This is a genomic window from Aquimarina sp. BL5 (assembly GCF_003443675.1).
Lineage (GTDB): Bacteria > Bacteroidota > Bacteroidia > Flavobacteriales > Flavobacteriaceae > Aquimarina.
This window is the reverse complement of sequence record NZ_CP031963.1, coordinates 832,256-858,416: the sequence shown is the minus strand read 5'-3', so window position 1 is coordinate 858,416 and position 26,161 is coordinate 832,256. Positions and strand designations below refer to the sequence as shown.

Genomic DNA, 26,161 nt, shown 5'->3' with positions numbered 1-26,161 from the left:
TTTAATTTTTTATAAAAAGCGGTTAGAATTAGTAAAACTAAAATTAATTAGGGAAAAAATGGTATTTGTGATCCATAACAAATACTAATTAAATGACTACGAATTCTATTTCATTTCTTGCAGTTAGCTTTGTAGAATTATTTTTGCTGTGTTTAGTTTTTTAAATATAGTAAAATGGTTCTATACACAGCCCCTATATCATTTGTGTTCGTTCAGTACTAAAAATTTAAAAAACACCCTTAATCTAATTATTACTTAATCCTTTAAAAAAATCAGGTGAAAAGAAAATTATTATTACTCGCTATGGCTTTTTACTGTATGTCATATAATCTCTTAGGACAAACAAATGGTTCTATAGAAAAATCAACAGTATTATTTACCCAAGAATCAGTTGCAACTCCGTTTAATTATGATAAATATAAAGCAGATGGTATTTTTTGGGGTTTTATGCCCAATGCTAGTATTGAATCTGATTCGGCTATTAATCAATGGGTTACAAAAGTAGAGAATCATACATCTGATAGTAAGTATTATTTTGGTCGCGGAGAGTTTGATTGGGGATGGAAGTGGATGATTGATTTTATGGATGATCCGGGACAATACTGGGCAAAGAATCTTGACGGTGATGATATTCACTGGGGAAATGCTGCTGATAATGGAGGTACATACAATGGTCATGTTCATAGTTGGATGAGTCATCAAGGTCCTGATTTCTTAGAATGGTTAAAATATCAGGTGGATAGAATGACTTTAGCACCTGTAACACATATGATGTTTGATTCACAAACATCTGCGACTCGAACTTTACATTGGCTCGGAGGAGATTTCTCTGTTCATTCTATGAATGGCTTTAGAGAATATATGAGGAGTAAGTATACAGCTCAAGAGCTAACGAATTTAGGGATTGACAATATTAATGATTTCAATTATCGTCAATTTTTGCTAAATAGTGGAATGACGCTACAAACGTATAGAAATCGAGCAAATAGTATTAATGGAAATATTCCACTGTATAAGGATTTTGTATACTTCCAGCGTCAATCGCTTAATGATATGATGGAAAAATTATTCGAATATATTGATACTATTAGACCAGGAATTGAAATTGGAGCCACAACGAATGTTGTAGAACCTAGAGGATATGTTTATTCTGATAGATTAACTTATCTTGCTGGAGAGTATGGTCATCCAAGCGATATAGCTACAAGTCCATCTGTTGAGCCATTACTACATTATAAAGCTGCTGAGGCTCTAGATAAAACTTTGATTTATTTTCCATATCCTGATGCATTTAAAGCATTGTATGATAGAAGTTCTCCTAGACAGGCTCGTGCTTGGATAGCTCAAGCATATGCCACAGGTTCCATTTTTACAATTCCTGGAAAAGTATGGATAGGTGGAAGTAATACCTGGGATACTGGATGGGAGAATTTTGCTGATATTTATGAATTCATTCATGACCACAATGAATTGTTTGATGATTATCAAGCAGTTTCTAATGTAGCACTTGCTTATTCCGTATATGCTTCATTATTGGAAGGTGGAATGGCGGGGAGTTTGAATGCTCGTCAAACACTTGATTATTTAGTAACAAGAAATATTTCATTTGATCTAAAAATATTTGGTGATCCTGATCAACCTTTAGCTCCTACTGTTTCAGAATTGGGGCAATATGATGTGGTTGTTCATGATAGTGATGTTCAATACTTAACTACTGCACAGAATCAGATACTCAACCAAAGTTCTTCTAATGTTATCAGTATGGATAATGCTGGTGATATAAATGGTAATCTTTCTTGGAAAATCAATGTTTTACGTAATGATGAGTGGGTAAATTACCTAATTTCGGCATTGCCGCGAATGTCTTCTGAAGATCCGGCAGCGCCCTATGCACTTCATCTAATCAATAGAAAATATAATGTAGCAGAAGATTCAGCTCAAACCCATAACAATATTTCGGTAAAAATTCCAGTAGGTGTTTTTCCTAATGCTATTGTAGGAGCTACTCTTCATATGCCTGGTAAAGCTTCAATTGATTTATCATTTGAAACAAATAATACCGGTGCTATGACATTAAATATTGGAACCTTTGATTCTTGTTGGGGAATTATAGAGCTTACTCAGGCTAATGTTTTATCCACTGATGATATAGTTTTTAATTCCGAAACAGTTTCGTTGTATCCTAATCCAGCAAATAGATATGTGGATATAGCTAATGCTAGTACTCTAGGTGTTTCATCTTTTAAAATTTATAATGTTCAAGGAGAGCAAATTATGAATGGTTTATTCCAATCAGGCCCAATAGATATATCCGCTTTAGCTAGTGGTTTTTACTTGGTCGAAATTAATAGTGATTCAAGTGATAGTGTAATAAAAAAAATGATTAAAAATTAATTATTTTAAAATAAAAACCAAAGATCACGCTGCTCAAATCCTTTAATAGAGTATTATATAAATAGTATAAAAGCATATGTGTTTTATTGATACATATGCTTTTTGTTTTTAAATACCTAAAGAAGGATGATGCTTCACTTTATGATAGGTTAATGCGGCGGTAATGCAGTTCTTTAGCTCCTTTTTAGGAATTCTAGAATCTATTGGGAATATTATAGCTCGATTTCCTTCGAATTGAAAAGTGTCTTTATATAAAACTCTAAAAGTTGTTACTAATTTACTCGTACATTGAAAATACATAGCATATTGATTTGGTTTTCCTTTTTTCCAGTCAATTCTAATAGTGCTTCCTTTTTTGGTCAAGAAACTGGGTTCTCCCCATTTTAGGGTCTCTTCTATACTTGTTATTCCTTCCGTTGTTTCCGCGATTTCAATAATTAGATTTCTAAGATTCATTATTTTCTTACGAACAGGATCCGTGTAGTTCTGATAAACCGATTCAACCTTTGGATTTGTTTTTATATTCAATTTTGACATAGGTTTCAAAGGATATAAAATTATTAAAAAATGATTTTGTATTTAAGCATAATATTATAAAACATTTTCTAATACTTTATGGATATATTCAGTTTTGTTATCAATTTTATTTTAGCGTTAATTAGTTAACAATAAGGTTTTATTTCTCTTCATCTTTAAATCAAATCTTTTATTTTTACTTATGATTTCATTTAAGAGGAAAATTAAATTTTTAAAAGTATTACACTCCTTATAAATTCTAGTTCAGAATCGCGAGTAGAGCAAATGCTGGTAAATATTCTAGACGCAGTATAATAACCTTCACTATATGAAAACTTTAACCCGGATTATGAAATTTTATTTCTTAATCCGGGTTAAATTAAATAATTCAGTAATGTTTTGAGATATCAATGATCAAGGGTGATCACTCTATTCGATCACTAGTTTATCTTGTAAGTTTATATCTTTTCCTTGTAAATTAAGTATATAAATACCACTTGGTAATCCTTGTGTATTTACGGATTTACTCGTTGTATTTTCTATAACTTCTTTATATACAATCCGTCCGCTAATATCTGTCAAAATCACATTGACTTGGTTAACTTTTTGGTTAAAATTGATATTGAAATTTCCATTTGATGGATTTGGATAAATTTCTATTTGATTAACTGTCGGCTCTTTTAACGGACCAATAAATGCACTTCTACCAGATTGGATTGTAGTAAACTGCCAATGCTGGTTTTGATTACCGTTACTAGATGACCATAGGTAAAGGTTTTGGCCATTTGAACCACCATTACCACCATCTATAGAAAATCCTGGAGCATTTCTTTTTTCTAATCGGTATTTTCCATTACCTAAATTAACTTTTCTCCAATGCTGATTTTGGTTATTATTACAAGTCCATAAGTACACGTTTTGCCCATTTGCGCCACCGTTACCACCATCTAAGCAAAAGTTTGTATTTCTTTTTTGGTATGAGTAATAACCATTTCCACGGTTAATTTCTACCCATTGTTGATTGATATTACCATTACTAGCGGACCACAAATATACATTTTGACCATCTCCACCACCGTTATTGCCATCGATACCAAAGTTGGTTGCATTTCCTTTTTTAATAGCTACAACTGGGTTGTTTCCACCACCATTGCCGCCACCGGTATTGCCTCCAGTCCATACTCGAACCCAGTCAACTTCTAAAGCTGGAAAATTTTGTCCTGGTCTTGCAGCGTTTTCGGATCTTGGGTTATCAGGTTGCTCCGGGTCTGCGTTGATAGTATGCGGGCTTGTAGAGAATATTAATCCTAAAGGATCATTTGAATTTCTGGCATCACCTGGCTGTGACGATGACATATATTTTACACCATCATAATAAAAGGACAATTCGTTAGGAGTCCAAAGGATTCCCCAACGATGCCACTCAAAAGGGTTTCTGTTTAAAACACTTTGGGCGCTTGTCGTTGTTTGATTACTACCACCAATGTTTACTTTTCCTCTATAATGATGTGACGAAGTTGCTCGATTATTAAAATATAATTTAGAAAATCCGCTATACTCCATAATGTCAATTTCGGTCGTGGTAACGCCGTTGACACGGTTTCCCCAGATCCACCAGGTTGGCCAGATGGATCCATTAGGATTCCATTGGATACGAACTCTGGCTTCATAATAACCATATTTAATATTGCCAGAACCACCGCCAAACTTCTGTTTAGATGTAATCCAGCCACCTTTAATGACTCCATTATTTGTGTAAGTATTATTTAATTTTAATGTACCGTTGTTTACCACAACTTGGTCTCTTGTAAAAACACCATTAGTTCTTACAAACCATCTGTTTTCGTTAATATTATTTCCATCGAATTCATCAGCATAAACAACATTCCAACCGGATCCTGGAGGCTGTGAAAAAGTTGTGAATGGTAAAAAAAGCAATCCTATGATTAGTATTAATAAGTTCTTATTAAGATTTTTCATTTCGTTTGTGTTTTTTAACCTGATCTTGCTTTACCAATATTTAAAATATTCTACTTCATTAGGTTATTGAAGATATTATTGGTTCATAATTACGAAAACGTTTTCGTAATTGTACGTATGCGTGACCAGTTATGTCAAGTACATATGATTGTACAAAACCAAGTTAAAGGGTTAGTTAAATTTTTAAGATAAACACATAGCTTACTTTTGTTTAGTTATGTGAGTTTTGCTTTGAAAAAAGCACATTGAAATTGTGTTTTTTTATGCGCTAAAATCGTAAAATTTTTAAAATTAGTTAGTTATGCTTATTGTATTGTATAATCATAAGAGGATATCGATGAAGAGTTGATTATACTTTTCTGTCTCTTAAAATGAAAAAGTCATTTTAGTTAAGGTCATTTTATCCATAGGATATAAAAGAATGCGAACCTATTATCTAAATGTTATCGTAGGAGGCTATTCTTTATTATTCTTCAATTATATGTTGTGGTTTTAAGATTAATGTTACTTATTGTTGAATATCCTTTTCAATATTTGCTTTCCAATGAGAATAAGCCTTTCTAATGGATCTAGCAATTCGGGTCTATTTTTAATTTTACTGTTAATTTTTCTAATATCATTATTAGGATTACAGAGATGCGTTCTTAATTCTAAGTTGATCACTTCATACTTGGCTTGATCATAATTAAATACTTTTCTCAATATTCGCCTCAATTTTTAGAGATTGATAAAAACCTAACTCCTGACAAGTACTTCTCCAAGGTGAATTGTGTATTTACTATCTTTAAAATTATTATCCATTTTATTAAATTGATTAGACGTTCTTTTATTCAGGTTAAAAACTACATTTTGATTTCATAAAGGTTTGTTCGCCTTTTTACTGGCAATGCTACCAAAGCTTACTCCATCAGTTAAATTAGGATAAACCTAAGTGTTTGATTTGTGAGCAAGCATTTAGTATTTGAAAAGCTTTTTTTTTAAGATTTAATTGATGAATTAAAATATCTTCACATTCTTCGTAGGATAATGCAATGTCTTCCAATCTGTATTTAGAAGTAAATAGAGCTGTTTTTTCTGTCCTATTTTTATACTCTTTTGGAGATTTATTTTTCTTGGTAGTACGACCAAAATTATAAAAAGGAATGAAAAAAGATACTATAATTCTTACTATGCTTACAGATAAACAATGCATCATTAATTTTTGAAATTTATTTGAATTCCAATTTACATGTATCAATTATAATGTATAGCTATAGATGTTTGTTTTTCTACAACAAATTCTAATCATTATAGAACATATGTTTTTTTATGAGTAGAACATATGTTTTATCCATAAAAAAATAAAACTAATCGATTTTATATGTTAGTAAGTAAACCATAAAGAACAATGTATAAAGTGTTTACGTTGTCTTTAGTTTTTCTGATCGTTCTTTTGTAATCATTTTTAGATAGTCTTTGTAGGTTTTCCTAGCCCTCTATTTCAGAAATTGTTTAGGATATTTCCATTGCGCATCCGTCGTACTTTTTTGAATATTGATACAAAGAAAAGTTATCATTCTCTAGTTGTTGAAATTAGAAATACACTTAGAAGAAATATTGTTTTAGCAATTACTTTTTGCAATTAATCTGATATTTATCGCAAAGTTATACAACGTAGATTTATACATAACAATCTGTATATCTGTTGTTAGTATTTATATCCGTTTGTAAACGTATGATAAATGCTTACTTATACTTTTTCAGTTTCTTTATAACCAAAGAAATTATTTTCTTTAATCATTTCAGGAATAAGATCTGGTAATTGTTCTTCCCATCCAGATTCTCCTTCTTGGATTTTCTGAAGTACTTCTCTAGAGTATATATCCATAATAGTGGGATCGTAATCCACAATATCTTGCAGCTTACCATTATGTTTAAAGAATTTATATAATTCTTTCATTCTAGGATGCACCTTAAGGTTTTCACTAGTTGTAAGTTGGCCGGTTTTAGGATTTTTTAATGGGTATAAGTATACTTTTAAATCTTTAAAGAAAAGTTTACCAAAGGCTTCCAGAATACCACCACTTAGGTGTCGGTAATATTTCTCATCAAAAATATCAACTAGATTGTTTACACCCATCGATAGTGCCATGCGCTCTTTTGTATAGTTAGAGAAATACTCCACAACCTTATAATACTCCTGGAAATTAGAGATCATTACCGTTTGTCCGAGAGAACAAAGTAAACGGGCTCGACACATAAAATCTTCTTCATCAATTTCTCCTTCTGCTCTAAGATTAGAAAGAGTAATTTCAAAAATCTCTATCGTTTTTTCCTTACGTACCTTATTTTCATTCAGGAACATATTAAGAGACTTCTTGTAAATGTCCATATTTACTTTAGTCACCGGTCTAAAACTCCCTCTAAGTGCTAGGATATTCTTTTTATATAAAACAGCTGCTGGTAGCACATTATTACCATCTGGTCCGAACATTACTGCTTCTGTCATTCCATTTTTAACCAACTGTAAACTCATTAATCGGTTATCTACCTTTTTAAATCTAGGTCCCGAAAAATTGATAGTATCAATTTCAATTTGATCTTTGTCTAAATGATCATATAGATATCGTAAAAGTTTTTTTGGATTATCGTATTTGTAGTAAGCTCCATAAATAAGATTTACACCTAATACTCCAAGAGTCATTTGTTGTAATCTGGCATCGTTTTCATGAAAACGAATATGAAGTATAATTTCATTATAATCTTCATCTGGTTTTGTTTGATATCGAATACCTACCCAACCATGTCCTTTATATTTCTTAGCAAAATCTATAGTAGCTACCGTATTGGCATAACTAAAAAATAGCTTGTTTGGATGTTTTTCTCTGGTAATACGTTCTTCTATAAGACGAACTTCATGCCTTAGCATTTTTTTTAATCTCGCTTCGGTAACATAACGTTTGTCATCTTCTATACCATAGATGGCATCACTAAAATCTTTATCATAGGCACTCATAGCCTTTGCAATAGTACCAGAGGCACCACCAGCTCTAAAGAAATTACGTGCTGTTTCCTGACCGGCACCAATTTCCGCAAAGGTACCATAGATGTTAGCATTTAGATTAATTCGTAAAGCTTTACTCTTAAGTGAAGGGACAGACTCGAATTCTTTGTCTCCCATGATAGTAATAGGCATAGCGAAAAGGGCTTTTTTTGTTTATGTAAAGTTACTAATACATTAAGTATTATTAAAAAAAACTAGCTGCAAATTTTCGCATTTTATAATAGGTATAAATAATACAGCGTAGAAATGAATTACTTTTTGAGCAAAAAAATTATAATTACATTTGCTTTCACTTAATTAAGATATGGAGATTACATTTCTTGGTACAGGAACATCACAAGGAATTCCGATAATAGGAAGTACACATCCTGTATGTTTAAGTAAAGATCCAAAGGATAAGAGATTACGAGTATCAGTAATGGTTGCTTGGGATGAATATCAATATATAATCGATTGTGGACCAGATTTTAGACAACAAATGTTGGCAAATAATATAGACAGGATCGATGGTATTGTTTTTACCCACGAACACGCAGATCATACCATGGGAATGGATGACATAAGACCATTTTTCTTCAGACAAGGAGATATTCCCGTATTTGCACATAAAAGAGTATTAGAATCTTTAAGAGCAAGATTTAATTATATATTTTCATCAGAGAATAAATATCCGGGAGCACCCAGTGTTATAGAAAATGAACTAACTAACCAACCATTTGCACTGGGCAACCTGGATGTGATTCCGATAAATCTAATGCATAATCGATTACAAGTTTTTGGATTCCGATTCGAGGATTTTGCATACTTGACGGATGTAAAAACAGTTGAAAAAGAAGAGAGAAAAAAATTAGAAGGAATTAAGGTGTTAGTGGTGAGTGCGTTGAGAATAGAACCACATCATTCTCATTTTAATCTGGAAGAAGCATTAGAGTTTATCGATGAAATTAAACCACAAAAAGCCTATCTGACGCATATTAGTCATATGTTAGGATTTCATAAAGAAGTACAACAACAATTACCAAAAAACGTTTTTATTGCCTACGATAATCTAAAAATTACAATTTAATATGCGAAGTAGAATATTTTTATACTTATTTATTTTTTCAGTGTTGTTCATATTGTTTCAGTTTATGAATGCTAAAAAGGCAAAGGAATCTTATGATGGTAAGATTGAAAATTTAGTAAAAAAAATAGGGGAGAAGGAAGAAGAATTAAAATCTAAAGATTTAGAAAAGGATTCATTAATTGAAAAAATATTGGATCTCACTTATTTTTCATTAGACAGTGATGAGGAAGCGATCAGTTATTTTGAAGAACAAGGGTATGATGCTAAAAAATTAGAATTAACAATCAGTGATCAGATAGTAAGTCAGAATAAAGCAGGTACAGATAATCCAATTGTTCCTTTTGTTGGAATGGAAGGAAATATGGCTATCAATAAGGTTCGGTTATTAAATCATAAATGGATAATAGCAGATTTTACTGATGGTGTTTATTGGGGACAGTTATTTATTATTTATGATGTTAGAAAAGACGGAGTAGTCGATTTTGAGGTCGAAAAATCATTTTTGTATCCTAGAAACTAATATACATCGAAAATATATGAAAAGACCTGCTTATTTTAGCAGGTCTTTTTTTTGGTTTTTATTGATAGAAAGTTGGTTAATTTCTGGCTTTATTTTTTTACCAGTTTTTTCTTAATGAATTCTCCATCAGCTTCAATGATTGCGATGTAAACCCCAGTAGCTACTTCAGTACCATCGTCTGTTTGGCCATTCCAAGTATATTGAAAACCCTTCGTATCAGTATTCGAAAAATGCTCTCTTTTTATTAAATTTCCTGCTATATCGAATATATCAATTCCTATAGAGTTTACATTTTTATTCGTGGTAGAGAAAGTAACTTGATCTGTAAATGTATTAGGATAGGTTTTAAAATCATTATCCTGGAGTCTTAAAGCGCTATTGCTATTGGTATTCCAAGGTAATCCCAATCGTTGGTCTAACCAAATAAGTATAAACTCATTATCATCAGGTAATCCTTCACCAACGTGCCGACCCACACTAAACGGATAGTTATTATCATTTAAAACACCTATTAGAAAAGGATTAAATACTACAACACTTTCTATAGTCACAAAAGGAAATGCAAAATCTCTACCGATTCCTATGTCTCCAGGTAAGCCAGGTTCCGAAATTCTTCTTAGATCCTTAATTTTTAATAAATCTACATTTAATCGTTTTTGTAGCATAGTAGAATCTTTATCTAATTCTATTTCATAAACAGCTTTGAATCCTTCAAGATCACCTTGGGATCCATCACGTTCTATGATTAACCCTCTTTCTCCACTAAACATTATGAAATCACCAATTGCAGATGCTCTTTCGTTAAGTGGGTACTCATACCTTTTATTAGTATAGGATTTACTCGCTAAATTAAATTCGTGAATTAATAAGTTATTGTTTTCACTACCTTCTAGAGGTTTTTCTAACAATGGTAATAATTTAGTATTATCTGTAGTTAAAGCCATTCCTTCAAAACCGCCACTTTGTTTCACATTAAATGGAGTGTCGAATTTTGTAACTCTATATGGCCAGTACATTCCTGCCAACCAGGGAGTGTTTTCTCCATTTTGATCTTGTAAGTTCGTGCCGTCACCCGCGTCCCCAATTTTAGGAAAATCACCAAATAAACATACGGTTCTAATTTCTGGATATTGTTCCTGTGTAAGTAGTAATGTTCTAAAATCAAAACTTTGTATATCTGCACGATCTGTTAATTCATTAGCAACGATAATATCTGCAATTGCTTTAGTAAATGTTTCAGGACCAAATGTTCTCTCGGCAAATATATCTCCACGATCGTCAAGATCTGTTCTTGGGTTTATTTTAGTCTCTATATTGAAACGAACTTTAGAAGCATTCATCCAACGTTTTGTCGCTTCTGGATGAGTAGATCCTTCGCCATTTTTATAATAACTGACATAAAACTCTACAAAATCAAATAATTGCTGTAGCGATGGCATGATGTAAGGATCGATAAAACCTTTTTCGCCAGAAAAAGCTACAGATACAGGAGATAATGAGAGATCATTAGTTTGTGCTGGTCTTCCTGTCAATATTTTATCCGCGATGAAAGTGTTTTGAATAGTAGATAATGTAAGATCTTTTACGAATACTTCATCTTCCAATTGGTATGGAGTACCATCTGCTTTTCTGGTTTTAGCTGCTTCTATATGTGGATCATGATCTAATACCGGGATTCCGTCTAAAGTAATTCCACAATCTGTTTCTAGTGTAGGCATTAAGTAATCTAAGGCCGCTTCCATAGATGGTAAGGTGTTTTCTGGACGTAAATTTCGAGCACCACGATGTCCTTGCGCATCAAAAAGGTTTACATCGATTAAACCGTTTGCGTCCATATAATCAGCACGTCCATCTTCATCTTTATCAAAGTTTTGTACAGCAGCTAATAAAAGATCTGGACGATCAGATATAATCCCTTGTAAACCTAAATCCAATAAACGATCCATGTTTGAAGTATCATTTACTGTATATACAACTACCGGATGGCCAGCTCGATTTAATGAGGAAACATTAAATAATTCACTTGAAGCTTCCGTTAGACCATTAGCAGATGTTGATCTACTTCCTACTACGGTAGTTTCATCATTGTCATCTAGCATAACAAACCAAGGAGACATCACTGGAGGTTTACTGCCATTAGCCTGTGCGTGTGCTCTCATTGCATTCATAACTCTTATAGCACTTGCTTCTTCACTAAATGGATTTTGTGGAGATCGTAATTCTTTACCAGGATTATCTAGATCGGGTAACGCATAAGGTGGGTCTAACAAAACTCCATTTTTATCAAAATGTAATAAGAAAGGACCAAACTCATCTCCAATCCAATAATCACCATTATTTGTTCTTTGGATAGACTCTATGTCAAAATCAGCACCTGTTAATATTCTATTTTGACTGAAGTGATTGGTAATTGCAAATGGGATTAATCCATTAGGATCTTTTAATTCGATATATTCCAGTACCTGAATATCTCCTTTACCTCTTCTAAAAATGGTTTCGAATCTAGGTTTTATTTTATACAAACGTAAGTTGTAATCCGAAGAATTTTCAATACTCCCGAAACCATTATCAGACATGGCAATAAAGGTTCCATCCATATTATTCAATATGGCAGAGAATCCTTGAATAGGTTGTTTGTTAGTAAAGGGAAGTTCTTGTTCATTGATTGGTTCACTACCAATAAAAAGGCCTGAAGTAGGTCCCTCAGAAAAACTTGGAGCTTTTAATACGGCCCTGGAAAATAATATATCTCCAAAACCCCTAAAAGATTTCCCTTTACCTTTTGCGTAGATTTCCTGACCATAATAGTTATCCTTCGGTAGATCAAATTGTAGCTCTGTTTTGTTTTTCTGCGTTTGTGCCAAAGCTGAAAAAGAAAAAAACAGGCTTAAACATACAGAAAAACGTACTAATTTTCTGTATTCACTCGACAAAGAGTAAGAATGATTTTTCATGTGTAAATTGATTAAGATTAAATTGGTTATTGATACCCTAAAAGTATAGCTTCGGTATTACCAAAACGTTTAGTCTATCTCAATAAATTATTAGGATAAGGTTAGGTGTTTTATGTTACTGTAACTGCTGTATGAATTGTATTACTTATGGAAAAAAATGAAGTCTACATACAAACGAAATCGTTGTAGTGAACTGTTGTGATTTTTCTTACGTTTCTTCGATTTAACTGAAAATTCAATAATTCGGTATTGCTGTTTATTGTTATATCCTTATTCTAAAGGGATTCTAGTATATTTGATTCTTATCTAAATCAGAAACATCCATTACATATGAGATCAAGTTTTTTTTCCTTTTTGTTTTTCGGAACGCTTACTTTTTTTATGCTTTCCTGCAAAACAACTACAAGTGATTTTATTACTAATATTGATAGTTACCAAGAAGATAGGTTTATAGAGATTACGAAGGATAATGGTAAATACATAATCAAATTATATTCTGATAAGATTATAGAAACTTCTTTTATTCCTACAGGAGAAACTTTTAATCCAGAATCACACGCAGTGGTGTTAGAAAAAGGAATAGTATCACAGTTATCAGAAACTGATAAAATGATCATATATGGTTCTGATGGAATTCAAGTTCGTATAACCAAAGAACCTTTTCATATATCCTACTCCTATAAGGATAAGGAGTTAATTTCTGAAAAGTTGGGGTATGTCAAAACCGATTCTACAGAAATCTTGAATTTTAACTTGGATAAAGAAGAAGTTATTTATGGAGCAGGAGCAAGGGTAGTAGGAATGAATAGAAGAGGAAATCGATTACAATTATATAATAAAGCACATTATGGATACGAAACTCGTTCTGAGCTTATGAATTATACAATGCCGTTAGTATTATCTTCTAAGACCTATGCAGTTCATTTTGATAATGCGCCTATTGGATTTCTGGATATTGATAGTAAAAAGGATAATACACTTAGTTACGAGACAATTAAAGGTAGAAAGACATACCAAGTTGTAGCCGGTGAAGATTGGAAAGATTTGATGGATCAGTATACGGATTTAACAGGTAAACAGCCATTACCTCCTAGATGGGCTTTTGGTAACTTTGCTAGTCGTTTTGGATATCATTCAGAAAAAGAGACCAAAGAGACAATTGCTAAGTTTAAAAGTGATTCTATTCCATTAGACGCTGTAATCCTAGATATTTATTGGTTCGGAAAAGAGATGAAAGGACATATGGGGAACTTCGAGTTTCTTAAAGATTCATTCCCTAATCCAAAACAAATGATCAATGATTTTAAAGACCAAGGAGTAAAAACCGTATTGATAACAGAACCTTTTGTTTTATCAACATCAAAAAAATGGGAAGAAGCAGTAGCAGAGAAAGTACTTGGAAAAGATTCCTTAGGTAATCCTTTTAGATTTGATTTCTATTTTGGTAATACGGGAATCATTGATATTTATGATCAAAAAGGTAAAGACTGGTTTTGGAATATCTATAAAACATATACGCAGGAATATGGAGTGTCTGGATGGTGGGGAGATCTTGGAGAGCCAGAAGTACATCCCTCTGCATTGTTACATGCTACGGGATCCGCTGATGAAGTACATAATATCTATGGACATGATTGGGCAAGATTGGTTCAAAAAGGATATGAAAAAGATTTCCCGGAGCAGCGTCCATTTATATTAATGAGAGCTGGATATTCCGGATCACAACGATTCGGGATGATTCCTTGGTCAGGTGATGTGAATAGAAGTTGGGGTGGATTACAACCACAAACAGAAATCGCATTATCTATGTCCATACAAGGATTGGCGTATATGCATTCCGATCTTGGTGGATTCGCAGGAGGAGAAAAGTTTGATGCAGAGTTATATACACGTTGGTTACAGTATGGAGTTTTTCAACCTATCTATAGACCACATGCACAAGAACATATCGCTCCAGAACCTGTTTTTCATGACAAGAAAACAAAAGCTCTTGCTAAAAAGAGTATAGAACTTAGATATCAGATGCTTCCATATAATTATACGTTGGCTTTTGAAAATAATCAAACTGGTATTCCATTAATGAGGCCACTGTTTTTTGAAGATGCTGATACCAAAGAATTACGAACAGTATCTAATACCTATTTATGGGGTGATAATTTCTTGGTGTCTCCAATTGTAAAATCTGGAGTAGCATCAAAAGATGTATACTTTCCTAAAGGTGCTAATTGGTATGATTTCTTTAGTGGTCAAAAATATGAGGGAGGAAGATATATTACCGTAGAAACTGCAGAAGATCATATTCCTGTATTTGTAAAAGGAGGAGCATTTGTTCCTATGGTTAGAACAATCCAAAACACTGAAGCGTATAACACAAAAGAATTAATCTTACATTACTATCACGACGTAAAGGTTGAAAACAGTTTAGGGAAATTATACGATGATGATGGTAAAACACCAAATGCTTATGAAAAAGGTAAGTATGAAATACTAAATTTTGAAAGTAAGAATATTGATAATAAATTGTCTATTGATTTTAAAACAAATACAGGTAGTGACTATGCCAAAACAGCTCGTAAGATTTCACTACTTGTGCATAATATTGAAACAACTCCGAAATCTGTTACGGTTGGAAACAAAACCATTGAAGTGAATTGGAATGAAAAAGAAAATACCTTGTCTATAGAATTAGACTGGAATTCTGCGGTTATAGAGAAGGTAGAAATACAATTATAAGTTTACATAAAAGAAGCTTGTTTAAATTTTTCCTAATAGAATTTTGGATTTTTTGATAAACTTGAAATTGATAAATTATAGTTTGATTATTCAAACAAGCTTCTTTACTTTTTTTAAGTTTTAAACGTTTTTATGACAATGAATGTAATGCATTTCTGGATCTGCACAGATACCGGATCCTTTTACACTTGATTGTTGTTGTTTGTCTAAGACCTTAAGATTTTTTAATCTCAATAAATTTTCTAACATAATATATAGTTTTAAGAATTAAGTTATTGTAAATTATTTATTTAAATCCTGCTAAACCTAAGAAGAAGGATGTTAGTTTGTATTTTGTGGATGGATGACATTTTTACAAGGACGTATTTATGTTTTTGTAAAAAAATATGAGCGTAATAGTAGTACTTAAGAAGATTAAAATTGTCAAAATATCACAGTTTGTTTATAAAAAATGAAACAAAGAGAACAAGAGTTAAATAAAGACTACATCCACAGAATTAACCTAGCATTGCAATATATTGATGAACATTTAGACGATGATTTATCTTTAGGTATTATTTCTGATAGAGCTATGTATTCTCCATATCATTTTCACAGAATTTTTAAAGCGGTAATTGGGGAATCTCTTAATGTATATATAAATAGAAGACGTATTGAAAAAATAGCTTTGGTTTTAATACATAAAAAAGAAGTTAGCATAAGTCAGTTATCGCTTCAATATGGTTTTAATAGTAATTCTTCATTTACCAGAGCATTTAAAAAGTTTTATGGAGTTAGTCCAACAGAGTTTAGAAAACAACTTCCAAGTAAATTTAGCAAGATTGGTAAAACCGAAAGCAAGATCGGACAAGAACAGTTGATTTTTGAAAAATACATTTGTAACATTAATAATCATATAAACTGGATTAAAATGAATGCAAAAATTGAGGTTACAGAAATACCAGAATTACATTTTGCAAGTATTACTCAAATTGGAGTGAATGGCATGGAACAAACTTTTGACACCTTACTAAGATGGGGAAAATCCAAAGGAATATTAGAAAACGAAAATGTAAAAATGGCAAGAGTTTTTCATGATAGTTTTAAAGTAACATCGCCTGATAAGGTAAGAATGAGTATTTGTATGTTAATACAGAAACCTGTTATTTCTCAAGGTGAAATTACTCCTGTGTCTATTAGAAAAGGTAAAAGTATAATAGGTCATTTCGAAATTACTCCTGATAATTTTGAAAAAGCCTGGAGTAGTCTCTTTGTTTGGATGAGTGAAAAAGGATATAGTAAGTCAGAAGAAAAACCTTTCGAAATTTACCATAATGATTTTAGAAAGCATCCGGAGAATATTTGTATCGTAGACTTTTATATACCTATCATATAGAAAAAATAAACTGAGGTGTTATTAAACAGCTCAGTTTATTTTATAATTTCATTAATCCATCAATAAATATTTGTTATAATTACTAGTAGATAAATATTCTTTTTTGAGTTGTCGCAGAAAAGCTACAACTTCTTCCCTTTTTGCATAGTTCTTTTCAAGAGGATCCATAAAATCTTCTTCATTTATTGTAATTACTACATACCACTTTCCACTTCTAGAAGTATAAAAATTATCAAAAGCACTCCCTACTGTCTGATATGCCGCTATTAAAGCAGCATCAGCTATAATTGGAGCGATATTAATAGTTTTAGAAGTTCTTTCTACTTCATAAAATGAAAGATAATATTCTTTATTATTCACAGTAAAAGGAACATTCCACCGAACATCTTTGTTGTTTAATTTAAATTTGGCATTGATATAGGCATAAAACTCATTAGCATTTTTAGGATCTTCAAAAATAAAACCTTGTCTTTTAGGAAGTTGTTTTTTGAATTTTTTGGCTGCCATTACTTTATCTTCTTTAATATTGGGCGCTATTTTAGTAGGTATGCAAGATGAAAAAGAAAGTAAAAAAAGTGCAGTAAAAAGTAAAGCCCTCATAATTTGGTTTTGAAAACACTGCCCAAATTTAATGCCATAACAATGTTTTGCAAATATAAAGAACATCCTTATTTTGGGATAGGTAATATCACTATTCATAAAACACTTAAATGTACAACTGATTATAAATTAAAATCTTGTTTTGAAAAACATACTCTTTTTAAATAGAAAGATAGTATTGACAGCTAACCTAGAAATAAATTAAACCATTAATTCTATGAGGTATAGGTCTTAAAGATATGTGCTAAAAAAAATTATTCATTTATTTTTTAATAATCTTTAGTGTTTTGCTGTTCTCTATTTTTAAAAAATACATACCAACTGCATATTCCGAAATATCAAGAGAGGCACTTTTACCTTTATCTATAATTTTACCAGAATTATCAGTAAGTATCCAATTATTTTCTTGTGGTAATCTTACAATACCGGTAGTGGGGTTAGGATACAAAAAAACTGTAGATTGATTAATGTCTGGAGTACTTAGTACATTTTGGGATATCCATTGTGCAGTATTATTAGTGTTTATTACACCTGCCGTTGAGAAGTTTCCACCTACAAAAATCTTATTTATTCCGTCACTATCAGAAGCAAACTCTAAGGTGTTGATTTTAATATCTACACCCACATTAGTATCAGTGCCTAATGCTTCCCAGCCATTGGTTTCGCTCCATCTTGCTATATTATTTACAATAATACTATTACTAGTATCAATATTTGCAGTATCAAAAGCACCGCCAGCGTATAAGTTGCTTCCATCGTGAATTAATGAATTTACAATGTTATTTACACCATTGTCTAAGGAAGACCAACTGGTCGTGTTCTTATTCCATCTTGCGATACGATTTACAGTTTGGCCTCCAGCAATAGAAAAATTACCACCTATAAATACCTCTGTTGGAGTTACTGCAATAGCTTCTACAAAACCACTAGTTCCTGTGCCCAAGGTTCCCCAGTTAGTTCCATTCCAAGTTGCTATTCTATTGGCAGCATTGTTTCCGGCTTCATCAAAATTTCCTCCGACATAAAGCATTCCATCACTGTCTAATACCAAAGATCGAACCTCATTGTTAGTACCTGATACTCCATTGGCAGTGTCTGTTAAAGCAGACCAGGTCATACCATTCCATAAAGCGATATTTCGTACTGTATTTCCATTTACGGTTTCAAAAACTCCACCAGCATATACATTGTTGTTATTATCGATTTCTAATGCAGCCACAGTTCCATCAATTCCTGATCCTAATGGAGACCAATTACTGCCATTCCACACTGCAATATTTTGTGCAGAAACGCCTCCTATTTCTGTAAAAGCCCCACCAGCATATAAGTTTCCGTCTGGTCCAATTTTAAGAGCATTAATAGTCCCATTGGATCCCATGCTCAATGTACTCCAACCAGAAGTTTCATTCCATACTGCAATGTTATTTGCAGTAATGTTACCTGCTTGACTAAAGGTTCCTGCATGAAATACATCTCCATTTGTATCTGTAACTACAGATTGTACAATTCCGTTGGGAATTCCTTGATTCAATTCTTCCCATCTTCCAATACCATTTACTGCAGTTCCGGAAGGGGTAGATATGCCGTCTACGAGTTTATAAATTTGTGCATTACTTCCGTAGTCACTAAAATATAGTTCACCATTTTTATCTACTCCAAAAGAAGAAACAAACTCACCAGATGTGTTAAATAGCAAGGTACTACTGCCAGTTCCAGTTGAAGAATTATAGTCTAATGCCCAAACTCTTCCACTTACATAATCACCAAAAATGTATTTCGAACTTATATCTGGACTTAAGCTAGTAATTTCTGATCCTCGATATACATAGCCTCCTGTTATAGATCGATCTCCTTGATTACGATTGTATACATGTACGGGGAAGATAGTAGGTTCGTTAATAGTAACGTTACTATTAGCTACAGAATTCCCTTCAAATCGACTCCAACCATAATTTCCTCCTTTCTCTATAATATTTACTTCTTCAAAAGCTCCTTGACCTACATCTGCACCCCAAAGTCTACCTGTTACATTATCAAATGAAAACTTCCAGGTATTTCTTATTCCATATACATATATTTCATCCAATCCGTTTATACCAACAAAAGGATTGTCACTAGGGATTTCGTAATTTCCATTGGGTAAATCTGAATTGGTTTCTATTGGATTGTTTCCATCTAAATCTACATCAATACGCAGAATACTACCAAAAACAGTGTTCTTATTTTGTCCATTGCGTTCGGGATCATTTCCACCACCTCCGTCACCGATAGAAATATAAAGATATCCATCTAAGCCAAAGGCAATTTTACCACCATTGTGGTTGCTGTTATTTTGATTTTTATCAAACTGAAAAAGAACTAATTCACTATCTGGATCAACAAAATTAGGATTCGTAGCACTTACTGTAAATCTAGAAAGTACCATTCTTACCGAAATACCTGCCACGGGACTATTCGTAGTGTAATAAGTGTAGAAATATCTATTAGTGTTATAATCTGGATGGAAAGCCAATCCTAGCAATCCTACTTCTTGGCCATCTCTAAAACGTACACGATCTGTAATATCCAAGAAAGTGTCTACTTCGCTAGTTGCGACATCACTTTTTCTGGGAAACACTTTGATTCTTCCTCGTTGTTCTACAATAAACATTCGATCTGTACCGTCTCCGGGAGATTGTATTTCGGTTGCGAATTCGAAACCTATATTTGGGAATGCGGATTCATAAGTGATTTGTGCTGTACCAAAAAAGGTAAAGAAAAGTAGCACGAAAACAATTGGGGTGGTTAGCGTTTTCATTTTTAGAGTTTTAAGACAAGTAACTCTATTTGAACGAAAAAAACTATTACTTAGTATGATTTTCGTGGCATTTCTATAGGTGTTTACCCAACCACTCTTTAAACTGATAAAAATTACGAGGATCTACTCCGTGACCCACAGGAAATTCATTTAAAGATGTTTGTATTCCAAGTTCAGCAAGTTTTAATGGAGCTTTGCGAGCCCAGTCAATTGGAATTACTTGATCAACACTTCCGTGTGAGCAATATAAATTAAGTTTAGAAAAGTCGTTATCGGCATAATTTTCTTTGAGAATATCTTCATTTAGATACCCGCTCAATGCTACGACATTTTTTACTTTCTCAGGATAGGAGAGTGCTACAGCATAACTAAGAATAGTGCCTTGACTAAAACCAAGTAACGTAACATTATCCGTATCTAGATCATAAGCCGCAACAGCTTCATCTATAAAATTTGATATTTTATCTCGGGATTCTATGGCCTGCTTATCATCACTAAATTTTCCTTGTGCAGCATCAAAATAAATAGCATACCAGGCATTGCCATATGGTTGCATTGGATATGGAGCTCTAACAGATATAACGAATAATTCATCTTGAAGCTCGGAAGAAAATGAAAACAAATCATTTTCATCACTACCATAACCGTGAAACATAAATAAAACAGGAGTTTTATCTTTTTTTACAGTTGGTTCTTTGATGATATGATGTAATGATAAAGTTTTAATTTCCATACTATTTGTTTTTGTATCAGACTAAACCGGTCGAGGTCTATTTTAGTTGTAAATGTATGTGATCATCATGCCTGACTGCTTGACATCCATGAAATCGTATTTTAGGGTTTTCTACTCCTAATCTACTTTCGAGATGAGGTTCAATAAAAACCTTTCCCACATTTTGTTGATTTACAATTGCCAAAAGTAAATCTTTTGTTGCTTTTTCTGAAAGCTTAAGTTGATTATTTGAGATTCCTAATGTGAGATATTTTGCAAAGTCATATTGCCAGTATCCTTTTTTCTTACATGCTTTGATTTGATCATATTCTCCTGGATTTGGTCCTTCATATACGCCATACCCCAATAGCGCTGGTTTTTGGTTGGTAAGTGTTCTTTTGTTATTTGTATAAATGAAAGAAACATCAATTTTTTTTCCATCATTATGACTTAGATGCGGTGGTAAAGGAAATCCATCCATGAATGGAAAATTAGCATCCAGATATATTAATTTAATGTTACTATGTTTTTTACTAATGATTTTGGCTATTTTTAGTAAAGAGACATTTAATTCTGGAGTTACGTAGTTTCTATTGCTAAGTATGGTAAATAAAGTACAAGCTTCAATTAAATCACTATTTTTTATTTTTTCTCTTCCGAAGGCAGGAGCAAGATAAGGTACTATCACGAATGTTATTATTAAATAAGTTACCATAAAAACGCTAGCCTTTATCAATCTGTAGTTTTTGATAGTTCTTTTAACAATCAGTTCAATTATCAAGTATATAACTCCCCCAACTTGGGTGAATAGCGTTAGAAATATTATTATTAATGCTTTAAAAAATATTTTGATGAATTTTTTCATAAAAATTAATGTCTATCTTCTTTAAAGACTGAATTGATAAAACTAAGTTTTTTTTAGTAAACTATTATTAGCCTTTCTTAGTGTATGGTCTGTATGAATAATTCAGTATTATTTTATAGGGAATATTCTTACAGTTTTATTATGATTGGCTTTACTTAAGAAGAGATGGATTGGTGCTTTTTTTTGTCGCTAATTTCAAGTTTTAAAGATGTTAAACAAATCACAATTATATGTTAAAAACATAATAAATTTACGGTTTTACCGTATCATTAGTTTAAGTTTGAGTAAACAAACTCAACATTCTATGAAAAAAATAAATTCTTTAGTGTTTCTAAAATACAATTGAAAATCAATTATTTAAATAAAAACAGATCCTCTCGTAGAAAGCTATATGATACTTGTTAAAGCGATTTTTTTTAAAAGTACTATTATTTTTCTAACAAAATCAGTAGATCCTTAATGTTGTTTCATTTTGCGATATTAAATACTGAATATTCCCTTGATTATTTTTTAATTATCTTAATGTGTAAGTATAATTTGCGTATTTAATCGTTTTTATATGTATTTAATCTATTTTATTAAGAATTATCAAAATCATATTATGTAAAAATGACACTTAAAACGTAAATTTATTATGTTAAAACCATAATATTTAAAATAACTTATACTTTTAAACACGATTGATGTATAAAAACTATTAAGATTTATCAAAAACAGTGATGTTTTTAATATCCCACTTAACCAAAAATAAAAGTAATTAAACGTATTAAAAATGTATTTAGTCGAAGATATATGTTTTATCAGTTTTTAAAAAAATAGTTTTGCCTTGTGTTGTTATTACGCAAATTAAAATTAATAACAGAAAAAGGTTAGATCCTTATAAAATAATTTTAACCATTTAATCCCAAATCCCAAACTTTATGAAAAAAATTACCTACTTACTATTACTATGCATCTGTTTTAGTTTTACGCAGACAGAAGATAGTTATCAAATGACTATCACAAAAATAGCTGATGCGTATAATGCAAAAGATGCTAATAAGCTTTTCGAATTATTCTCTTCGGATTTACAATCGTCATTTACCTTAGATAAAGTTCAAAGCTTTATAGTTGATAATCAAGCTAAAAAAGGACCTATAGGAGAGTCTTCTTTTCTAATGGATGATGAAGGAAGTAAGCGTTACTTAGTAGAGTTCGAAAACGCATCAACAATTCTGGTATTAAAATTATCTTCGGATAATAAAATCATTCAATTATCTCTAGAAGAGTACTAAAAATCAATTTAAACTATAAAAGAAAAAAATGAAAAAAAATTTAACACTAAGATCTATAATGTTTTTATTCCTGATCGGATTGATAGCATTTGGTACAAATACGATTAGTGCCCAACAAAGTTTAAAATATGGAATGTTAACCTTTAACAAAGCGGTTAATATTTCTGGTAAGCAACGTATGCTAAGTCAGAAAATGGCTAAATCTTATTTATATTTAGTCGAGAACCCTAGTGATACAAAAGCAAAAAGAGATCTTTTAACCAGTAAAATTATTTTCGAAAAACAAAATGGTATTATTAACCAAAATTCTGGTTATAAGGTTACTAAAGATAGAATTGCCAAGGTAGATGTTATCTGGGTAGAGTTTAAGAAGCTTATTGAAACTACTCCTAATTACGATAATGCAAAAAAGATTATCGATTTAAATACAGATTTGCTGAAAGCAACAAATGATGTGGTGTCTGCTGTTATAGTAGAATCAAAAGGAGCTAATCAAAGCGATGAGAATTTACTTGAAGATGATGGTTCGAGTGAATCTGATTTAGAACTTAAAAAGATGATAAATATGGCCGGGAGACAGCGTATGCTTGCTCAAAGATTGGCATTATATTATTTTGCAAATCAGACTACGTTAAAGACTAAAAATTCTGAACAAATGTTGAATAATGTTTTTAATGAACTCGATGGAGCTATTACAATGCTATTGATATCTAATTTTAATAACGAACAAATTGATGAAAAGTTAGGAGTAGCCATGTCAAAATGGGAGCAAATAAAAAATGGCAAGGAAAAGCTAATGAATCAAGGGTTTAAACCTTTGGAAATGTATAAGATAAGTAACGATTTAACAAAAGCTTTTAATTCAGTAACTAGCTTATACGAAAAAGTTAAGATATAGATTATTACATAACACCGTGAATAAAACGGGGAAAAATACGTATTTTAAACAAAATTTTTAATACGTATTTTTTTTATCTAAACTTTTAAAAACCTAAAGAATATGAAAATAAAATTACAATTGTTATTGTGTACTTTGCTGTTAACTAATGTTATAACAGCTCAAGAATTAAGTGTTGATTTAGATTTTAGAGATCGATTTGAATATCGTCACGGATTCAATAGTTTAGTTCCTCAAGGAGCTGACCCTGCGGCTTTTGTACAGCAGAGAGCCAGACTAAAATTCGGATATACTTCCGAAAAATTCAAAGCTCATTTTAGTGTTCAGGATGTTAGAGTATGGGGAGATACCAGACAGATTCTGGATAATGATGCTAATAATAATTTGCAAATTGCAGAAGCCTGGGCATCTTTGGCTTTTGGAAAAGGTTGGTCTACTAAAGTAGGTCGACAAATGATATCATATGATGATCAGAGAATCTTAGGTGGTTTAGACTGGGCATTACAAGGTCGTTTCCATGATTTAGCTTTAATAAGATATGGAAACGAAAAGATTAAATTAGATCTTGGTTTTGCATTTAGTCAAAATGATTTAGATGCACTTCCTGGTAATCAAACAGGGACTATATATAATGTTACTGGCTTTTTTAGTTATAAAGCTATGGAGTATGCACACCTAACCTGGAAAGCTTCAGAAAAAGCAACGCTTAGCTTTTTAGCATTAAATAACACCTTCCAAAATGTGGTAAATGGAGCCGCTACAGATGGATTCTATCATACACATACATTTGGTACACACTCTAAGTTTAAATTTGGAGGAGTAGGTCTTGCTTTAAATGCTTATCTACAAGCAGGAGAAGGTCCTGACACTAGTGATCCTGCAAATCCATCCACTGATCTTTCCGCATATTTAGTTGGATTAGAAGCCAATGGAAAAGTTGGTTCTGTCGGTATTGGAGGAGGTTTTGAAATCCAAAGCGGTACAGATCAAGACGAAACGGATGGAAAAAACTATTCTTTCTTTCCTCTTTATGGTACTAATCATAAGTTTAACGGATATATGGATTACTTTTATGTTGGAAACCACGCAAACTCTGTTGGTTTAACTGATATATATGCCAAAGCAAATTTTAAGCTTGGAAAATCCTCTAGCCTTCTTGTAAAAGGACATTACTTCTCATCCGCAGCTACTCTTATTGATGATACTGATGGATCAGAAGCTGACAAATACCTTGGAACTGAAGTGGATATTGTATTTACACAAAAATTACTCCCTTATGCGTCAGTAAAAGTTGGATATTCTCAAATGTTTGCCGCAGATGGAATGGAGTTTCTAAAAAATCAGCCTAATCCAAGTGGATTACAAAACTGGGGATGGGTTCAGTTAGTTATTAAACCTAATTTCCTTAAATGGAGTCCTAAACCAATACAATAGATATCCTAATTATATTTTATTCAAAAAATCCTGATACATACGATTTATCAGGATTTTTTGAATATTATTTTTAAATTATTACTATATCAAACTTAAAATTGTATAATTCTAATTTGTTAAATACGTATTAATACTTATTTTTGATAAAATTAGTGGAATATTCCCTTTTCTTAAAACCTTTTAAAAATTACTTTTGCTATGAAAAAATTGATATATTTTGGTTTATTCTTTTGTTTACATATATGTGTAGCTCAATCAGATGCTGATTATGGAAATACAATGAAAACTATAATCGAATCATATAATGCTAATGATGCACAAAAAATTTTTGATCAATTCTCTACTGATTTACAAGCTACTTTTACCATTGATAAAGTGAAGGAATTCGTAACTAAAACCTTAGAAAATCAAGGCAAGTTTTCAGAATTTGATTTTATGGATAACGATGGCGGTAACAGGTATTTAGTGCAATCAGAGAGTGATTCTATAATATTAGTTATAACCTTATCAGCGGATCTTAAACTTACTAAATTTGCTGTTGAGTAAATATTATATATGTAGATAATGTTTATTTAATAAAAGTAAACCACTCCTGAAAATAAGGCCCAACGATTGGAACAGTTTTTTGTTCTTCTTTTATAGCTGTTATCAATCCAAAAACCCAAAGAACAAAGATGAAAATGTAAAATGATGATGAAATTATCCAAGAATCAAACATACTTACTAATGCACCCAGTAGATAAAAGCCAATATTGATACCTAAAGCTTGTCTTATATGAAAACTAGCAAACGTATTTTTATCATCTTGATTCATGAAAATGGCTATAATTGTTCCAATAATCGTAATGTATGATATAACAGCTGCTGTTTTTCCTTGTTTTTCGTAATCTGATTCCATGATTGCTATTATTTTGTTATTCATTTTTAGTTATACTATCAAAGAAATAGATCTGTGATAGGTATAAGAAGTATTCATTATAAGCAGATATTGTTAAAATAC

General features: G+C 31.8%; 21 protein-coding genes. 9 read left to right on the top strand and 12 right to left on the bottom strand.

Annotated elements, in window-relative coordinates; all coding sequences use genetic code 11:
- Positions 1 to 276: 276 nt before the first annotated feature.
- Positions 277 to 2,394, top strand: a complete 2,118-nt coding sequence (locus D1818_RS03860) for a T9SS type A sorting domain-containing protein (protein WP_162897255.1) — start codon at positions 277 to 279, stop codon at positions 2,392 to 2,394.
- Between the two features lie 108 nt (positions 2,395 to 2,502).
- Here D1818_RS03860 and D1818_RS03855 read toward each other — a convergent pair whose 3' ends face one another.
- From D1818_RS03855 to D1818_RS03835, 5 genes are all read right to left on the bottom strand, one after another.
- Positions 2,503 to 2,931, bottom strand: coding sequence for a DUF1801 domain-containing protein (locus D1818_RS03855; protein WP_118456482.1), 429 nt, complete (start codon positions 2,929 to 2,931; stop codon positions 2,503 to 2,505).
- A gap of 408 nt (positions 2,932 to 3,339) precedes the next feature.
- Positions 3,340 to 4,890, bottom strand: coding sequence for an RICIN domain-containing protein (locus D1818_RS03850; RefSeq protein ID WP_118456481.1), 1,551 nt, complete (start codon positions 4,888 to 4,890; stop codon positions 3,340 to 3,342).
- A 504-nt stretch (positions 4,891 to 5,394) separates the two neighbouring features.
- A complete protein-coding gene (locus tag D1818_RS03845) occupies positions 5,395 to 5,592 on the bottom strand; it encodes a hypothetical protein (protein WP_118456480.1) in 198 nt (65 codons plus the stop codon).
- 214 nt (positions 5,593 to 5,806) lie between these two features.
- The gene (locus D1818_RS03840) at positions 5,807 to 6,085 is read right to left on the bottom strand and encodes a hypothetical protein (RefSeq protein WP_162897254.1); all 279 of its coding nucleotides are present in this window, start codon (positions 6,083 to 6,085) and stop codon (positions 5,807 to 5,809) included.
- A gap of 534 nt (positions 6,086 to 6,619) precedes the next feature.
- The gene (locus tag D1818_RS03835; RefSeq protein ID WP_118456478.1) at positions 6,620 to 8,065 is read right to left on the bottom strand and encodes a TonB-dependent receptor; all 1,446 of its coding nucleotides are present in this window, start codon (positions 8,063 to 8,065) and stop codon (positions 6,620 to 6,622) included.
- Between the two features lie 172 nt (positions 8,066 to 8,237).
- On the opposite strand from D1818_RS03835, the gene D1818_RS03830 reads away from it, so the two are divergent.
- Complete coding sequence (locus D1818_RS03830; RefSeq protein WP_118456477.1) at positions 8,238 to 8,999, top strand: MBL fold metallo-hydrolase; 762 nt, start codon at positions 8,238 to 8,240, stop codon at positions 8,997 to 8,999.
- Positions 9,000 to 9,063: 64 nt separating this feature from the next.
- Entirely contained in the window at positions 9,064 to 9,519 is a 456-nt protein-coding gene (locus D1818_RS03825) for a hypothetical protein (RefSeq protein WP_233558616.1), read from the top strand.
- A gap of 89 nt (positions 9,520 to 9,608) precedes the next feature.
- Here the strand turns inward: D1818_RS03825 and D1818_RS03820 are convergent, their stop codons facing one another.
- A complete protein-coding gene (locus D1818_RS03820) occupies positions 9,609 to 12,473 on the bottom strand; it encodes an esterase-like activity of phytase family protein (protein ID WP_118456475.1) in 2,865 nt (954 codons plus the stop codon).
- A 330-nt stretch (positions 12,474 to 12,803) separates the two neighbouring features.
- On the opposite strand from D1818_RS03820, the gene D1818_RS03815 reads away from it, so the two are divergent.
- Positions 12,804 to 15,206, top strand: coding sequence for a TIM-barrel domain-containing protein (locus tag D1818_RS03815; RefSeq protein ID WP_118456474.1), 2,403 nt, complete (start codon positions 12,804 to 12,806; stop codon positions 15,204 to 15,206).
- A 120-nt stretch (positions 15,207 to 15,326) separates the two neighbouring features.
- Here D1818_RS03815 and D1818_RS25795 read toward each other — a convergent pair whose 3' ends face one another.
- Positions 15,327 to 15,455, bottom strand: coding sequence for a hypothetical protein (locus D1818_RS25795; RefSeq protein WP_255424786.1), 129 nt, complete (start codon positions 15,453 to 15,455; stop codon positions 15,327 to 15,329).
- Positions 15,456 to 15,657: 202 nt separating this feature from the next.
- Here D1818_RS25795 and D1818_RS03810 point away from each other — a divergent pair, with 202 nt between their 5' ends.
- Positions 15,658 to 16,581: a GyrI-like domain-containing protein gene (locus D1818_RS03810; protein WP_118456473.1), complete on the top strand. Its 924-nt coding sequence runs from the start codon at positions 15,658 to 15,660 to the stop codon at positions 16,579 to 16,581.
- 51 nt (positions 16,582 to 16,632) lie between these two features.
- On the opposite strand, the gene D1818_RS03805 is transcribed toward D1818_RS03810, so the two are convergent.
- From D1818_RS03805 to D1818_RS03790, 4 genes are all read right to left on the bottom strand, one after another.
- A complete protein-coding gene (locus tag D1818_RS03805; protein ID WP_118456472.1) occupies positions 16,633 to 17,181 on the bottom strand; it encodes a hypothetical protein in 549 nt (182 codons plus the stop codon).
- 262 nt (positions 17,182 to 17,443) lie between these two features.
- The gene (locus D1818_RS03800; protein WP_118456471.1) at positions 17,444 to 19,978 is read right to left on the bottom strand and encodes a PQQ-dependent sugar dehydrogenase; all 2,535 of its coding nucleotides are present in this window, start codon (positions 19,976 to 19,978) and stop codon (positions 17,444 to 17,446) included.
- Between the two features lie 73 nt (positions 19,979 to 20,051).
- Positions 20,052 to 20,711 (bottom strand): alpha/beta hydrolase, encoded by a 660-nt coding sequence (locus D1818_RS03795; protein WP_118456470.1) that lies wholly within the window; start codon positions 20,709 to 20,711, stop codon positions 20,052 to 20,054.
- Between the two features lie 37 nt (positions 20,712 to 20,748).
- On the bottom strand, positions 20,749 to 21,555 hold the full coding sequence (locus tag D1818_RS03790) for a hypothetical protein (RefSeq protein WP_118456469.1): 807 nt from the start codon (positions 21,553 to 21,555) through the stop codon (positions 20,749 to 20,751).
- A gap of 920 nt (positions 21,556 to 22,475) precedes the next feature.
- On the opposite strand from D1818_RS03790, the gene D1818_RS03785 reads away from it, so the two are divergent.
- The 4 genes from D1818_RS03785 to D1818_RS03770 all read left to right on the top strand — a co-directional run bounded on the left by D1818_RS03785 (position 22,476) and on the right by D1818_RS03770 (position 25,707).
- Positions 22,476 to 22,829: a hypothetical protein gene (locus D1818_RS03785; RefSeq protein WP_118456468.1), complete on the top strand. Its 354-nt coding sequence runs from the start codon at positions 22,476 to 22,478 to the stop codon at positions 22,827 to 22,829.
- A 28-nt stretch (positions 22,830 to 22,857) separates the two neighbouring features.
- Complete coding sequence (locus D1818_RS03780; RefSeq protein WP_118456467.1) at positions 22,858 to 23,727, top strand: type IV pili methyl-accepting chemotaxis transducer N-terminal domain-containing protein; 870 nt, start codon at positions 22,858 to 22,860, stop codon at positions 23,725 to 23,727.
- Positions 23,728 to 23,829: 102 nt separating this feature from the next.
- Entirely contained in the window at positions 23,830 to 25,161 is a 1,332-nt protein-coding gene (locus tag D1818_RS03775) for an alginate export family protein (RefSeq protein ID WP_118456466.1), read from the top strand.
- A gap of 198 nt (positions 25,162 to 25,359) precedes the next feature.
- The gene (locus D1818_RS03770) at positions 25,360 to 25,707 is read left to right on the top strand and encodes a hypothetical protein (RefSeq protein ID WP_118456465.1); all 348 of its coding nucleotides are present in this window, start codon (positions 25,360 to 25,362) and stop codon (positions 25,705 to 25,707) included.
- A 22-nt stretch (positions 25,708 to 25,729) separates the two neighbouring features.
- Here D1818_RS03770 and D1818_RS03765 read toward each other — a convergent pair whose 3' ends face one another.
- Positions 25,730 to 26,083, bottom strand: coding sequence for a hypothetical protein (locus D1818_RS03765; protein WP_233558659.1), 354 nt, complete (start codon positions 26,081 to 26,083; stop codon positions 25,730 to 25,732).
- Positions 26,084 to 26,161 lie beyond the last annotated feature (78 nt).